Origin of the sequence: Alkaliphilus hydrothermalis, assembly GCF_016908555.1 — a bacterium.
Classification (GTDB): Bacteria; Bacillota; Clostridia; order Peptostreptococcales; family Natronincolaceae; genus Alkaliphilus; species Alkaliphilus hydrothermalis.
Genome location: NZ_JAFBEE010000009.1, coordinates 82,499 through 97,509, shown reverse-complemented (window position 1 = coordinate 97,509; position 15,011 = coordinate 82,499). Strand labels below are relative to the sequence as shown.

The 15,011-nt window shown below is 37.5% G+C and carries 20 protein-coding genes; 1 reads left to right on the top strand and 19 read right to left on the bottom strand.

The window, feature by feature from the left end; genetic code table 11:
• Positions 1-65: 65 nt before the first annotated feature.
• The 17 genes from atpE to JOC73_RS08165 all read right to left on the bottom strand — a co-directional run bounded on the left by atpE (position 66) and on the right by JOC73_RS08165 (position 12,722).
• Positions 66-335: an ATP synthase F0 subunit C gene (gene atpE, locus JOC73_RS08240; RefSeq protein ID WP_204401966.1), complete on the bottom strand. Its 270-nt coding sequence runs from the start codon at positions 333-335 to the stop codon at positions 66-68.
• A gap of 114 nt (positions 336-449) precedes the next feature.
• Positions 450-1,145, bottom strand: coding sequence for a F0F1 ATP synthase subunit A (gene atpB / locus JOC73_RS08235; RefSeq protein WP_204401964.1), 696 nt, complete (start codon positions 1,143-1,145; stop codon positions 450-452).
• A 3-nt stretch (positions 1,146-1,148) separates the two neighbouring features.
• Complete coding sequence (locus JOC73_RS08230) at positions 1,149-1,556, bottom strand: ATP synthase subunit I (RefSeq protein WP_204401962.1); 408 nt, start codon at positions 1,554-1,556, stop codon at positions 1,149-1,151.
• Positions 1,557-1,558: 2 nt separating this feature from the next.
• Positions 1,559-1,726, bottom strand: a complete 168-nt coding sequence (locus JOC73_RS15480) for an AtpZ/AtpI family protein (RefSeq protein ID WP_243427901.1) — start codon at positions 1,724-1,726, stop codon at positions 1,559-1,561.
• On the bottom strand, positions 1,677-1,823 hold the full coding sequence (locus JOC73_RS15120) for a hypothetical protein (protein WP_243427902.1): 147 nt from the start codon (positions 1,821-1,823) through the stop codon (positions 1,677-1,679). The genes JOC73_RS15480 and JOC73_RS15120 overlap by 50 nt, the downstream gene beginning before the upstream one ends.
• Before the next feature lie 275 nt (positions 1,824-2,098).
• Complete coding sequence (wecB, locus tag JOC73_RS08220; RefSeq protein WP_204401958.1) at positions 2,099-3,223, bottom strand: non-hydrolyzing UDP-N-acetylglucosamine 2-epimerase; 1,125 nt, start codon at positions 3,221-3,223, stop codon at positions 2,099-2,101.
• A gap of 224 nt (positions 3,224-3,447) precedes the next feature.
• Complete coding sequence (locus JOC73_RS08215; RefSeq protein WP_204401956.1) at positions 3,448-3,873, bottom strand: DUF3842 family protein; 426 nt, start codon at positions 3,871-3,873, stop codon at positions 3,448-3,450.
• Between the two features lie 145 nt (positions 3,874-4,018).
• Positions 4,019-5,062 carry a glycosyltransferase family 4 protein gene (locus tag JOC73_RS08210; protein ID WP_204401954.1) on the bottom strand — a complete coding sequence of 348 codons (1,044 nt, stop codon included), beginning with the start codon at positions 5,060-5,062 and terminating at the stop codon, positions 4,019-4,021.
• Positions 5,063-5,149: 87 nt separating this feature from the next.
• Positions 5,150-5,590 carry a deoxycytidylate deaminase gene (locus tag JOC73_RS08205; RefSeq protein ID WP_204401952.1) on the bottom strand — a complete coding sequence of 147 codons (441 nt, stop codon included), beginning with the start codon at positions 5,588-5,590 and terminating at the stop codon, positions 5,150-5,152.
• 288 nt (positions 5,591-5,878) lie between these two features.
• Positions 5,879-6,508, bottom strand: coding sequence for a uracil phosphoribosyltransferase (gene upp / locus JOC73_RS08200; protein WP_204401950.1), 630 nt, complete (start codon positions 6,506-6,508; stop codon positions 5,879-5,881).
• 68 nt (positions 6,509-6,576) lie between these two features.
• A complete protein-coding gene (gene rpiB / locus JOC73_RS08195) occupies positions 6,577-7,026 on the bottom strand; it encodes a ribose 5-phosphate isomerase B (protein ID WP_204401948.1) in 450 nt (149 codons plus the stop codon).
• 179 nt (positions 7,027-7,205) lie between these two features.
• Positions 7,206-7,688 (bottom strand): low molecular weight protein arginine phosphatase, encoded by a 483-nt coding sequence (locus JOC73_RS08190; RefSeq protein ID WP_204401946.1) that lies wholly within the window; start codon positions 7,686-7,688, stop codon positions 7,206-7,208.
• Between the two features lie 103 nt (positions 7,689-7,791).
• Positions 7,792-8,844 carry an L-threonylcarbamoyladenylate synthase gene (locus JOC73_RS08185; RefSeq protein WP_207755078.1) on the bottom strand — a complete coding sequence of 351 codons (1,053 nt, stop codon included), beginning with the start codon at positions 8,842-8,844 and terminating at the stop codon, positions 7,792-7,794.
• Positions 8,841-10,250, bottom strand: a complete 1,410-nt coding sequence (locus tag JOC73_RS08180) for a peptidoglycan D,D-transpeptidase FtsI family protein (protein ID WP_243427897.1) — start codon at positions 10,248-10,250, stop codon at positions 8,841-8,843. The genes JOC73_RS08185 and JOC73_RS08180 overlap by 4 nt, the downstream gene beginning before the upstream one ends.
• Positions 10,237-11,469 carry an FtsW/RodA/SpoVE family cell cycle protein gene (locus JOC73_RS08175; protein ID WP_204401941.1) on the bottom strand — a complete coding sequence of 411 codons (1,233 nt, stop codon included), beginning with the start codon at positions 11,467-11,469 and terminating at the stop codon, positions 10,237-10,239. The genes JOC73_RS08180 and JOC73_RS08175 overlap by 14 nt, the downstream gene beginning before the upstream one ends.
• Positions 11,470-11,472: 3 nt before the next feature.
• Positions 11,473-11,868 (bottom strand): FHA domain-containing protein, encoded by a 396-nt coding sequence (locus JOC73_RS08170; RefSeq protein ID WP_243427896.1) that lies wholly within the window; start codon positions 11,866-11,868, stop codon positions 11,473-11,475.
• A 116-nt stretch (positions 11,869-11,984) separates the two neighbouring features.
• Positions 11,985-12,722, bottom strand: a complete 738-nt coding sequence (locus JOC73_RS08165; protein ID WP_243427895.1) for a ZIP family metal transporter — start codon at positions 12,720-12,722, stop codon at positions 11,985-11,987.
• A 309-nt stretch (positions 12,723-13,031) separates the two neighbouring features.
• Between JOC73_RS08165 and JOC73_RS08160 the strand changes: the two genes are divergently transcribed.
• Positions 13,032-13,595 (top strand): cupin domain-containing protein, encoded by a 564-nt coding sequence (locus JOC73_RS08160; protein WP_204401937.1) that lies wholly within the window; start codon positions 13,032-13,034, stop codon positions 13,593-13,595.
• A gap of 215 nt (positions 13,596-13,810) precedes the next feature.
• Here JOC73_RS08160 and JOC73_RS08155 read toward each other — a convergent pair whose 3' ends face one another.
• A complete protein-coding gene (locus JOC73_RS08155) occupies positions 13,811-14,509 on the bottom strand; it encodes a hypothetical protein (protein ID WP_204401935.1) in 699 nt (232 codons plus the stop codon).
• A gap of 225 nt (positions 14,510-14,734) precedes the next feature.
• A complete protein-coding gene (locus tag JOC73_RS08150) occupies positions 14,735-14,923 on the bottom strand; it encodes a hypothetical protein (RefSeq protein ID WP_204401933.1) in 189 nt (62 codons plus the stop codon).
• Positions 14,924-15,011 lie beyond the last annotated feature (88 nt).

Below are 15,011 nucleotides of genomic sequence, written 5' to 3'. Positions count from 1 at the left end.
TGCCTCCCTTCCACTATAAATAATATTAGGTAAATACGGGGGAGTTTTGTCCCCCGTAACATTAATTAACCTAATAGTCTCAAAAACGGATTGGCAAATAACAGAATTATTGCAATGAAAAGCCCATAGATACCAGTTGTCTCTGCAACCGCTTGACCTAATAACATTGTTCTGATAATTTCGCCTTGAGCTTCTGGTTGTCTACCTACTCCTTCAGCACCTTTACCAGCTGCGTAACCTTGTCCAATACCAGGTCCAATACCTGCGATTGCTGCTAAACCAGCACCTATTGCAGACGCTGCCATAACTAATTCTCTACCTGTAATTCCTTCCATTAGTAATTCCTCCTTATAAATATAGATTATTTTTTTACTAGCTTATTTTTTAGATTTCTATTCTATATAAAATAGAAAAATTATAATACGTATGCCCTTTTTCATTATAATCCTTTATTCTACAGCCATAGAAATGAATACCATAGATAACATTACAAAAATAAAAGTTTGTAACACTCCTGAAAATAAGTCAAAATATAGATGAAATACGATCGGAATGGCAGCTTGGAAAACCGGAATAATGGTAATACCTAACATACCACTCAAAGATTGTAGTGCTCCATATAATAACGTTATGATTAGCGCTCCTGCCACTACATTCCCAAACAAACGAAAAGCTAATGAGACTGGGAAAGCTAGTTCTCCAATAATATTCAGTGGTAACATTGCAGGAAAGGGTTCAATATAGTTTTTAAGATAACCTTTAATACCTTTCTTTTTCATTCCACCTAAATGGATTATTAAAAAAGTCATTGTGGCTAATGCAAAAGTAGTGTTTAAATCCGCTGTGGGTGGTCTAAGACCAAATAAACCTGCTAAGTTTGCGAATAATAATAAAAGAGCTAATGATCCCATATAAGGACTAAATCCTTTTTGCTGCTCCCCCATAGTATCAGCAGTAAAATTATTAAATAGGTCTACTACTGCCTCAGCTACGTTTTGCATTCCCTTTGGTATCCTATTTAAACTACGTGTGGAAACAATAGCAAATAAGGTGAGTACACCCATTATAATCCACGTATTAACTACTGTTTCTGATACAGGTATACCCAATATGGGTAATGTAAAAATTATTTCTGCACCTTCCATAATTTATACCTCCTCCTCCTTTCTCTTTAAAATGTCTTTTATTAGTTTTTTATTCAATAACTCATTTCTTAGAATTACCAATTTTAATAAAAACAAGCCTGTTACTACGCCATACACGTTAATGTGATTAGCCCTTACAGCAACAAATAAGACTATTCCGGTAATAACATATCTAACTAAGTAATTACTGGCTGCGTATCTCTCAGCATTATGTGGTAACATATGAACTGCTCTACTTAATGTTAAATATAACAGTCTAAAATTTAGGACACTTGTTATTCCACCAAAAACTAGCCCTAATATAAAGGATTTAGGATTGTTTAAAATAACTAAACATGCAACAGATATGATGCCTATTAGAATAAACACCTCTTTAATAATAATAATAAACTGACTATTTTTTACTTGCACATTTAATCACGTCCTTTTTTTGAAACATTCTTCATTGCCACTCTAAATAAATTTGCAAATGATGAAATTATTCCGAGTATAATAAAAATAAACAAAAATATGGATTCGGTTTTAAACTTATCATCTAGCCATCGCCCTAAATATAAGCCACCTAAAATAGGCAATAGCATCATCAGTCCAATATGACTGATCAGAGCTAGATTTTGTAATGGATGACTTTTCTTTGCCATATCCTTCTCCTTTTCGAAGCTTACTAACCCACCTCATAACGATAACCTCCTACATTAATCTCGTTAAAACATTATCAATATTTGCAGGTTAACTTAAATTTTATGCACATATTGTATACAGTATTATATTATGCAGAAATCACTTACGTCAGGTGTTTACTACGTCATATAGTATTCGACACAGAATTACAAAATCCTTTTAAAAAACACTATTTTGCTTTATGTTTTTTAATTTAGAATCTCTTGTTAATGTTTTAACTCTAAGTGATTTAACGTAGTATTTTTGTATCATTTTTCATAATTTTCTCTATTTTAATTATTTTTATGATAGTTCAACAGTACATCGACTATTCTATCACAGGTCTTTCCATCACCATAGGGATTTACTGCATTTGCCATAGCCTCATAGGCTGCTGAATCTTTTAATAATATTTCAACTTCTCTGACAATATCCTCTTCTTCCACCCCTACAACTTTGACAGTTCCTGCATCAACCGCTTCTGGTCTTTCTGTTTCCGTTCTCACTACAACTATTGGTTTACCAAGGGCTGGAGCTTCTTCCTGTATCCCTCCAGAGTCTGTTACAATTATATCAACTTTGTTTAATAGGTTGGCAAATGCCATATACTCCAAAGGTTCTAGTAAATGGATTCCTTCTACCCCTCCAAGGATTTCTTGTGCTAATTTTCTAATAGCTGGGTTCATATGAACGGGAAAAACCACCTCTACTTCTCGATTTCTTTCCACAATTCCTCTCACTGCTCTAAAAATATTTTCCATGGGCTTTCCCCAGTTTTCTCTTCTATGGCAGGTCATGGCAATTACTTTTTTGGACTTGTAATCAATTTGGTTTAATATTTCTTCTTCAAAGCGATAATCATCCTGTACTACTTGAAGCAATGCATCTATTACAGTATTACCAACTATATGTATTTCATCGTGGGAAACACCATTTTTTATTAAATTTTCATAATTACCTTTTGTAGGCGCAAAGTGGAAGTTAGTTAGTGTCGTCGTAAGCCTTCTATTCATTTCCTCTGGATAGGGTGAATATATGTTATCAGTCCTCAACCCTGCCTCCATATGACCTATTTTGATTTTCTGATAAAAGGCTGCTAATGCCCCGACAAAGGTAGTGGAGGTATCCCCATGCACTAAAACGATATCCGGCTTCGCTTCAGCCAAGACTCCCTCTAAGCCCTTTAACACCCCTACTGTAATGTCTGAGATCGTCTGACCATGTTTCATTAGATTTAAGTCATACTGGGGCTTTATGTCAAAAATTTGCAAAACCATATCCAACATTTCCCTATGTTGAGCAGTAACACATACAACCGATTCGATCTCTTCTTCTTTTTCAAGTCTTTTCACCAATGGCGCCATTTTAATGGCTTCTGGCCTGGTGCCAAATATGGACATTACCTTTAATCTCTTCATTTATCTATTCCTCCTAGTTTATCCCACTATTGATTTTTCCCAAAGTTTTCAATCAATATGTAGTAATTAAATTAATTTTTTTCATTTTATACATAGAAATAATCAAAACCCTTAACATACTTACAACACTTTAAGCATTTAAGGTTAATAATAGTACGTAAATAAGACCTACTTTTAGTTTTGTTTCTTAAAAAACAAGTCCATACCCTTGGTATAGACTTGTTTTAATCATCACTAGGTGTAACCATCCGTTGTATTTCCTTTACTATGCTATCCATCATTTGACTCATATTTAGCTCTTGAGTTCCCGCTATGTATACACCACATCTATTGATGGGAAGAAGCATTTTTTTTGCATTACTACTGGTAATCGCCTCAGCCATTACTGATGTAATTTCCCCCATCATGGAATTAGCCATTAATATCGCTATTGGCCCTATAATTACGTCCACTTTGCTACTCATTACTTTTATAGCATTTTCTCCTGTAGCTCCAGAATTTGCCCCTGCCTTCATCATATTGGAGGTGGCTAGAGAATTCGTCCCTAAAGCAATGATTTCAATATTTGTAGCTTTAATTTGTGCTTTAATCTTTTCGGTAATGGATTTACCCAATCCACCACCTTGACCATCAACCACTGCAATTTTCATAAAACATCTCCTCTGGTTCGGAAAATTAATACTTTTTTACAATCTACTATATTCTATATTAACTAATTGGCAAAATCAAGCCATGTTAAAAAAGACTAATGCAGAAAAAACCTATCTTATATCATAAGATAGGTTAGTGTTTTACTTATATCTTTGCCTTTTCTTCCGTTACAACCTTCTTTACCAACCCAATTCTTAAAGCACCATATAGAATAATACAAGCTACAGCTGTTAATACCGTATAGGCTCCTACTCTACTGTTGGTATCGGATATGAAAACCGCACTGGCCCCCAAAAGTCCGCTAATACTATACAGCACCAGTACAGTTTGCTTTTGGCTCAACCCTCTATCTAATAGTTTGTGATGTAGGTGGCCCTTATCAGCCTCCATAATCGGTCTTCTATTCACCAATCTTCTTGCTATTGCAAAAGCTGTATCGAACACTGGTATTCCTAAGGCTAACACCGGAATTGCAACAGCAATCACCGTAGCACTCTTGATTACTCCTGCCACTGAAACCGTAGCCAGTACAAAACCAATTAATAAAGAACCAGTATCCCCCATGAAAATTTTGGCTGGGTTAAAGTTATGGGGCAAGAAACCTAACGCTCCACCTGCTAATATTAAAAGTAGTAACGCTGCCTCTGGCTGTCCATTTGAGAAAGCGATCACAGCTAAGGTGATGGAGGCTATAGAAGATACCCCTGCTGCCAATCCATCTAGTCCATCAATTAGATTTACTGCATTGGTGATCCCCACAATCCAAAACAATGTCATCGGAACACTATAAATACCAACTTTAATCAATCCTCTGTTTAAAGGATTACTGAAATACTCTATTCTAACCCCACTATAGATTACCACTAACGCAGCTGCTATTTGCACCACTAGCTTGTACTTGGCGGAAATCTGTTTTACGTCATCGATGATCCCTATCAATACAATCATGGAGGCGCCAACCAAAATCCCTGCCAGTTGTTTATTAACTGGGATCATGACTAGAGAGGTAATCACAAAAGCACTAAATATTGCCAACCCACCTAAACGAGGAATTGGGGTCTTATGCACTCGACGGTTGTCCTTTGGTACGTCAATAGCACCAATCCTATGGGCTATTTTAATGGCATAGGGTGTTAATATATAAGAAGTCATCAAGGCAATTAGAAAAGCTATAATGTATTTTTCCATGTTTTCACTCCTTGCTTATCACATTTAATCATTCATCATCATACAACAATGGTTTCTAATAATCAATATTTTCTTTATTATGTTTTCTTAATCAAATTTTATTAACTCCACACCAGCCTCCAGTAACATTCCTTCCGAAAACTGATCAGGATAACTTCCTTTGAATACAACTTTTTCTATCCCAGCATTGATAATAATCTTAGAACAAAGTACACAGGGCTGTAGCGTTACATAAAGGGTTGCCCCTTCTATCTTTACTCCATGCAGAGCTGCTTGAATAATCGCATTTTGCTCTGCGTGAATCCCACGGCAAAGTTCGTGTCGCTCACCTGATGGTATATTTAATTGTTCCCTCAAGCATCCTGTATCTGCACAATGGGCTAATCCACTGGGTGCTCCATTGTAGCCACTGGCTAATATCCTTTTATCCTTGACGATCACAGCCCCTACTTGTCTTCTTAGGCATGTAGCTCGAGTTTTAACTACTTCTGCCATTTCCATAAAGTATTGATCCCAGGAAGGGCGCATATCGTTTTCCCCCTTAATTGAGTATAGTCTACTATCCTACATTTTAACATACTTCTAAAAAAATGTATTGGTTGTCACGAAAACTTAATAATTAAGAAAAATCTACCAATTTACATATAATGCCTTTGGTTTGATTTAAGCCATGAAAAAACCCTCATTTTATATATACGGGTAGGGGATGTATTTTTGGGGGGAGCTTTATATTAATTTTTTATTTGGTATATAAAAAAAGCCAACCCTAGGAATCATTCCCTCTGATTGGCTTACATTCTTTCATTTTCTTTTATTCTACTTCGTTCCGAATAAACGGTCTCCTGCATCCCCAAGACCTGGTACGATATAGGCATGGTCGTTTAATTTTTCATCTATAGAAGCTAAGTAAATATCTACATCAGCATGGGCTTTTTGTACTGCTTCAACACCCTCTGGAGAAGCAATGATACAAACAAGCTTAATGTTAGTGGCTCCACGGTCCTTTAGGAATTTAATGGCTGCAATAGCTGAACCACCGGTTGCTAACATTGGGTCAAGTACGATTAAATCTCTTTCCTCAACATCAGTAGGTAGCTTACAGTAGTATTCTACTGGCTCTAGAGTTTCTGGGTCTCTGTACAGACCAACATGACCTACCTTAGCAGCAGGCATTAACTCTAGGATTCCGTCCACCATTCCAAGACCTGCTCTTAGAATAGGTACGATTCCTAGCTTCTTTCCTGCGATTGCCTTAGACTTAGTCTTGCATACTGGTGTCTCGATTTCTACTTCTTCTAAAGGAAGATCTCTAGTGATTTCATAGCCCATCAACATAGACATTTCCTTTACCAATTGCTTAAAATCCTTTGTTCCAGTATTCTTATCCCTCAACAGGGTTAACTTATGTTGAAGTAGTGGATGATCAATTACAATTACTTTACTCATTCAAATATCCTCCTTAGTATTAAAAGATTACTACTTAGTATTAAAATTTACTCCATAAAGACAAAGTCCTACTTACTATACTTCTTTTCAATATCAGTTATTAAATCCACACGACGTTGATGTCTTCCACCTTCGTACTCTGCCCCTAGCCATGTATCTACTATTTTAAGAGCTAACCCTTGACCAACCACTCTACCACCTAAGGCCAAGATGTTTGAATCATTGTGTTGGCGAGTTGCTTCAGCTGTAAAACAATCACTTACTAAAGCACATCTAACCCCTGGCACCTTGTTGGCAGCTATTGAAATACCTACTCCCGTGCCACATATAAGAATACCCTTTTCATAAGATCCCTCTGCCACTGCTTCCCCCACTGCTTCAGCAAAATGAGGATAGTCGCAGGAATCTGTAGAATCAGCGCCAAAATCCTTTATCTCAATCCCCTTCTTTGATAAATGACTTTTTATGATTTCCTTCAGTTCAAATCCACCATGATCACTACCTATCGCAATTTTCATAATTACACATCCCTTCCAGTAAAATCTCAAACCTATATACTATTCTACGTTTTTTTTAAAAACCCTTTAATTATTTTATGTTATTTTATGTCATAAGGTATTTTTTTATTTGTGCTTTTATCGTACTTTGATCGTGATTGTTTTCTAGCTTTTAGTTTGGCTTTGGGGTTGGCTTTTTATTAATTCTTTTTTAATTTTACTAATAACTTCAATAAACATTCCTTTATTTCCTCAGCACAATTTCGATAAACCTCCACCGGTTGCCCAAAAGGGTCTGATATATCTAAGGAAGCCCTCATATCTATTGGAATCTCTTCTTCTGTAAATTCTTTTAGGGTAAAGACTTTTTCCTCTGCATCTGGCAACATATACAGTAATGCCCTCTTATGATTCATGGTCATGGTAAGGATTAAATCTGCCTCCTCCACTAATTTCTTTGTGATAGGGGTTGATCGATGTTCCTCTAGAGATAACCCCCACTCCTCCATTACAACAATTGCTTGGGGAGAAGCCTTGCCCCCCTCCATTGCATAGGTTCCAGCAGATGAAATTTCAATATCTCCAAAAACTTCTTTTCTATCATTAATCAACTGCTTTAAAATAGCCTCTGCCATACTACTACGACAGGTATTACCAGTACACACCAATAGAATTTTCTTCATATTGTATCACCACCATTTTTCCTTCAATCTAAACCTTTAATATTATCCACATTTCTAATAAAAAATATATGTTTTATCCCCAATATCTACACCATTACCAACATCAAACCTCCAACACCCGATGTCCTGCCGCCTTCATCAGACGGTTCATAATTGCTTGTCCCAGTCCTGTTTCTTCAACAGCCTCAGCTATGATTACTTCCACATCAGTTTCGTCAAACTCCCGTAGAATCCTGAAAAGGTTCGCCGCAATCTCCTTTGGATTACTTCGACTTCCCATTGATTTCACTAAATGATTTCCAAAAAACTTTTCAGTCTCATCAGTACAAATAACCCCAATCACCCTTCCTTCAGATTGGCACTTCTTTTGTACTGCCATCATTTCATCGACAACTTTATCTAATTGTCCTTTGATAATGGTCACATCAGCCTTTGGGGCATAGTGGGTATACTTCATCCCTGGGGACTTTGGGCTCATTGTAAAGTTTTTGTCCTCTAAAGCAGGGTCTATAGCTACCTCTGGAAGAATCATCTCCAGCATCTCTTTAGTAATTCCCCCTGGTCGTAAAATAGTTGGAGGCTCTACCGTCAAATCCAACACCGTCGATTCAACCCCTACGTCACTATTACCTCCAGCAACGATGGCATCCACCTTTCCTGTTAAGTCCTTGATCACATGCTCTGCCTTTGTTGGACTTGGCTTCCCAGAAACATTGGCACTGGGGGCTGCTACAGGGACTCCAGCCCCTTCTATTAGTTTTCTGGCAATGGGATGTTGGGGTATTCTAATCCCTACAGTATCTAATCCCCCTGTGGTTTCCTTTGGTACAATGCTACTTTTTTTCATCAGTAGCGTAAGGGGACCAGGCCAAAAGGTTTCCATTAATTTTATTGCCACCTCTGGGATTTCCATAACCAAGGGCTCCACATCTTGAGGATTTGCTATATGTAATATTAACGGATTATCAGCTGGTCTACCCTTTGCTATAAAAATCTTTTTCACTGCATTGGGGTCCAATCCATTTGCCCCTAGTCCATATACTGTCTCAGTAGGAAAAGCCACCGTTCCCCCATTCTTTAAAATTTTGCTACCTTCTGCTAGTATTTCTTCCTTTATACTAGAGGGATCTACCTCTAGTATCCTTGTATCGATCAATTTAAAACACCTCTCCTCAACGCTTCCTTCATTAGTTCTCTTGCAATAGGAGCTGCCGCTGCACCACCCGTCTTACCTTCCTTCTCCAACACCACAGCTATTGCTATTTTAGGTTTATCAGCAGGGGCAAATCCTATAAACCACGCATGACTGGCTCCACTATCATTTTCAGCCGTTCCTGTTTTACCAGCCACTGACACCCCTTTGATCCTCGCATTTTTTCCTGTTCCTTCATTCACAGCCGCCACCATCATGTCCTTCACTTGGTTGGCAATAGAAGCTTCCACAATATCTATTGCCTCGCTCTCCTCAGCCTCAGACCCTCTCCCCTCTGGCGTTTCAATCTCCTTCAAAACCCTCGGCTCCTTCATGACACCACCATTGGCAAAAACCCCTGCCACCAACGCCATATGTAGGGGGGTCACTAAAAGTTTTCCCTGCCCTATTGATACAGCCGCCAACTCTGTAGGCTCCATATTTCCCTTATAGGGGAATAGACTTTTAGTTATAGGAAAATCCCCCCTTAGATCTCCATCCAAGAGAAAGCGACGGGAAATCTCCATAATCTTTTCATCCCCTAGCTCAACCCCCATACGGGCAAAATTCGTATTACATGATACCACTAGGGACTTCCTTAAATCCAATGGCCCATGACCACTTTTATCATAGTCCGAAAGGGTATATCCATCAATCGTAATGCTGCCAACACAGTCATACTGAGGATCAACATCTCCCGATTCTAAAATCCCAGCCGTTATAACTGTCTTATATGTTGAGCCTGGGGGATAAAGCCCTGATAAGCCCCTATTGAGTAAAGGACTGCCCTCATCATTCACCAAATCGTCCCAATCCTCCACCAATCTATTGGGATTAAAATCTGGTTTACTAACCATTGCTAAAATCTCCCCAGTGGCAGGATCTAGAGCAACAATCGAACCCCTTTTACCCGTCAATAGAGCCTCAGCCTTCACCTGTAGCTGATGATTTAGGGTTAAATATAGATGATTTCCTTTAATGGTGTCATTGGTGATTCGCTCAATAATTTTATTTACAGTCCTTCCATCAGAAAGACCCATCAATTCTTCATTGTAAAAATCCTCAACTCCAGCCCGACCATATTGTCTATGGCTATAACCTACTAGATGGCTGTATAGCCTGTTGTAGGGATATTTCCGTGTGTATCCTTCTTCTCCATCAAAGGTTTCTGCCAAAAGAACGCCATTGCGGTCGTAGATATTTCCCCTTAGGGTCATTTCCTCCCGTTGCCATTGTCTTCTATTGTAGGTATTCCCCACTATGGTTTTGGCTTGAAAGATTTGAAAGTAGGTAAGATATGCAATAATACTAAAAAACAATAGACAAGTAAAAACAATTAAATGAATAATCTTCTTATCATTGGCCTCCAACGATGGCAACCTCCTCTCCATCCATAGATTTTTTGGAAAGAGCCTGTAAAATACCTAATGCAATGAATCCAGAAATCAACGCACTCCCTCCATAACTAATAAAAGGTAGTGTAATCCCCGTCAATGGAATCAGCTTAATTACTCCTCCGATAATGATAAAGGTCTGATAGCTGTAGGTTAAAGTAATCCCAAGGGCCACGGTTCGTTTGAAGGTTTCCCTGATGGTAAGGGAAATCTTGAAGCCCCTATAAATTAAAATAAAGTACAATAATACTACTGCAATACCCCCGAAAATCCCTAGTTCTTCACAAATAGCAGAGAAGATAAAGTCAGTATGTACTTCTGGAATATAGTCTGGTCTTCCCAAACCCAAACCCACACCAAAGAAGCCCCCCTCTGCTATGGCAAACAAGGACTGGGTGATTTGATATCCCCTCCCCGCTATATCCCTCCATGGATTGAGCCATGCTTCAAAACGGACTTGAACATGGGTCATGGTAAAGTAACTAAAGACTGCGATGGGAATTGCCAACAAGAAGTTTGAGTAAAACAACCTCCAATCCTTAAAGTAAATATAATAAATACTAATGAAAATTCCATAAAATAATACCGCCATCCCTAAATCCCTTTGGAGGACCAGGAACATAATATGTACATAAATTAATCCTAAAAAGATATATTCATTTTTAAATTTATCGGGAAATTTAACATAGGCCGCGATGAAAAAAACATAGAAGATCTTAATGATTTCTGCCGGTTGTAGGGTAAATCCACTGATTTTAATCCAATTGGTTGCCCCCTTCACCTTTGTCCCTAAAGCAAAGGTTAACACAAATAAAATCAGTCCTCCTGCGACATATAAGTACCCATAGTTCTCCCAGCCCTTAATCCAGTTGAAAATCAGATAGGCCAAGAAATATAGCACTACTCCTATCCCATACCAGCTGATCTGCCTAAGGCCATAGTAGGGGTTAAGTCTGTAAAGCATCACTACTCCAATACTTGTTAGTACCGACAGGATTAAAAAAATATATTGGTCCCCCATCTTGGCTTTAACAATGATAAAATACGCCAGCATCATCAGCCCCGTCAGTCCAGCACCAGCCAATAGGATATCCGTATCATAGGGCCCTATGTATAGGAACAACAGTCCAAAAAACAGGAAGTTGATAAAAAACAATATGTTGATGGGTCCACTTAAAACAAGTCTTTTAAACATCTACTAATCCACCTCTTTTACAAATAAAAACTCCACCTGCCCCAAACCGATTCGATCTCCATTTTTAAGCTCCACCACATCTTCTATTCTTTCACTATTTAAGTAAGTGCCGTTAACACTCCCCACATCTTCTAAAAAGTACGCCCCTTCATCTACTATAATCTTAGTGTGGTTGGAGGAGATATACTTGTCCATAATTTGAATATCATTACTTTTGTTGCGACCAATTGTGGTAACTGTCCCCAAATCGTAGAATTCTCTAATATCAAAGTCAAGGCGGTCTTTACGATTAATCAACTTCAAATATACCTCCGCCTGACTCTGTCTTCCTCGATTGTGGATGGATTGGATATCTAAATAAATCAACCTAATAATACTAAAGATAAAATAATAGATCATTCCTATAAATAGATATCTTATTGTCCAAGAAAGTATTTGAAACATGGAAAATTACCTACTTTCAACTTTGTTATTTATCTTATTTTATACAATAATCGCTAAATTAACAATGTTTTCTAGAACCTTTTTGAGATTATTATACCCAGCATAAAGCCCATAATAGCAAAATAAGTGGATACTTTCCCCTTATGAAGTTCTTTTCCCCTAGGCAATAGTTCACCAAAGGTTATATATAGCATTGTTCCCCCCGCAAAGGCAAGACATACACCAATAAACCCAAAAGCAAATTTACCGATCAAGGCCCCTAGATACGCTCCTGCCCCCATAGGTGCCCCAGCTAAAAGAGTGATCAAAAAAGCCCTCATTTTCCTTACTCCCCCTACCCTCATGGGAGTGACCATAGCAATTCCCTCTGGCATATTGTGAAGGGCGATGACAATGGCTAAACCTATGCCTAGCCTTTCTTGTGCCACAAATCCCGAGCCTATAGCAAGACCCTCTGGAAAGTTGTGTAGGGCAATACCAACACCAATAAGAATCCCTGTCTTGATATATCCATTACCACCTCCTTTTCTTCTCCTACTAAATCCAGATATAATACTATCCAATACCGAAGCCATCAGAGCTCCTGCCCCTAATCCTAAAACTGTTGCAGTGACTCCCCCCAACAAAAATGCCTCTGGTAATAATTCAAAGGTGACAATCGCCATCATCAACCCACTGGACATCCCAATAATAGAACTCAAAAACTTATTTGAGGGCTTGTTTAGAAAAAACGCCATAGCCCCCCCAACACCAGTACCTACTATTCCTACAAAAAAACCCACTAAAGTTGTTCTTAACAATTCGCTCAATTGACTCCCCCCCTATGTTTAACACTACCTACCCCTTCATCATTGTAAATATATTCTTGTAGGAGGAGAAATATCATTAAAATAGCCGATGTCAATATCCGTAGTAAATTTTTTTAATATGATTAATACGTACGTTGTAGGTCACTATTTTTCATCACCTTCCATAATACAAATCATATTATATTATTAAGCGAGGACATTGCATAATACCTTATCTATGACTTTATATTGGATTTGTGCAAAAATAAAAACCGAGTCGCCCGTTGTGAAAAGAGTAATTTCTACAACTAAGTAAAAGGAGTGAAATGAATGTATCATGGAAATAATCCATACCGATGTCCTTACCACGGTAACACGCCAAACAATGACTATAATGTGTATAACTACTATCGGCAATACCCCTGCTGGGTCTACCCACCAATGTATAATCACAACTATGGGAGCCAACCTATTCACTTGAAGGATTATGGACCTTGTCCCTATGTCGTTAATATCGAGGAAGCCTCTAAGCAAAACGATAATTTCCGTCTTGCCTTATGGACAGGAGGGCATTTACAGGTCACTTTAATGAGTATTCCTGTTGGGGAAAGTATTGGGTTAGAAGTCCACCCTAAGCTAGATCAGTTTATCAGAATTGAAGAAGGTCAAGGCTTGGCTCAGATGGGGAATTGTAAAGATCAGTTAGATTTTCAAGCAGAGGTCTACGATGATTACGCCATTATTATCCCTGCTGGCAAATGGCATAACTTAACTAACACCGGTTGCAAACCACTGAAGTTATATTCTATTTATGCACCCCCGGAGCATCCATTTGGAACGATTCATAGGACTAAAGAGGATGCTGAGAGAGAAGAGGGGCATCATGAACATTAAATTTTAAAGGATCACCCCAATGATTCATCCCTTTAACTAAGTTAATCTAGAAAAAGGACCGCCTCTATCATTAGGAGCAGTCCTTTTTCTAATTTCTTATTTATATCTAGATTTTAAAAAAGTGAATGGTACACAAAACCTTTCAACTTTTATTTCAAGATAGAACCTATATTATGCTTTTATTTCCATTTAGAAAAATTAAGTCTTCAATTGCATCACTTCTTATGACTCCCCTTGAATTCCTCTGGAACTCTACTAATAATAGCTTCATCATCCATTTTTAATTTAGTAATAAAATAATATTTCATCAACAAGTGAGTGCCAAAACTCATTATACAGCCCAATAAGATCAAGAGTGTTCCTAAAATAAAAACTACTTGTTTATTACTATCGACCTTACCAATCATACTTTTTGCTATAATTATACCTAATCCACTTCCAATGGTAATTATTCCTATTGACTTGAAGGAATAATTTGTTACCGATGTATAGTATCCATTACATATAAGCTTTAGATTTATATAATTAGAAACTAATACAGAAAAAATGTACAACACAACTAGAAACAAAGTTCTTTCAATTGTCATTACACCAATCCATGAAAAAAATTTATATGCAGCAAGAAATAAGGTTATAGAAAATATTAAAAAAATCACCCCTTCTAATAAAAAAAAACTCTTAGGACTGCTCTTTTTGTTAGTCACTATAAGTACCCAAATACCACAAGAAATTGTTAATAGCAAATAAATGGGTCGAGTATATTCGGTGTATACCCCAAATAGAGCAGTTGGAATAATAGCAACTAATAACAATATAGACACATCCCACAAATATTTATTAGTAACTGTAATATGAGCATTGTCTTTAATGTAACTCATAATATTTACAGGTATTTCTATTGTTTTTTTTATCACTTAAATCATCTCCTTAATATGTATTAGCCAACAATTGCATAAAGTTTGATTAATAATAACCATTTAACTCCTTATATTCTTCTTTGTGCAATAGCTGGTAAAACACATTTTATAGTAAATATTAACTACTAAAAACAGCGTAATTACGATTGAGGAGAAACATGTCTGCCAAAGCACCTTTAACTTACTTATATATCATCACCGTTGGTTGGTCATGCCCCATGTTTACAGAGGCATTCTGTTTTCTATAAGTTGTATTGGTTCTATTTTGTTAGCTCGACCACTATTTTCATTTGAAGGAATACTTATTTCATTTACTGAGTCTCCAATAGTTGGCAGAGGCGGTGCGTTGGTAATTGCATCATAGAAACCATCTTTAATCTTATTTTCTAATGTAGTTTCATTAGTAGTCATAACTTCTGTAACAACAGTGTATGCTGTTCCTCCAATCACCCCTGCAACAAATCCAGCGGCAGCATCCCCCGGGCCTCCAGGTGTAGGA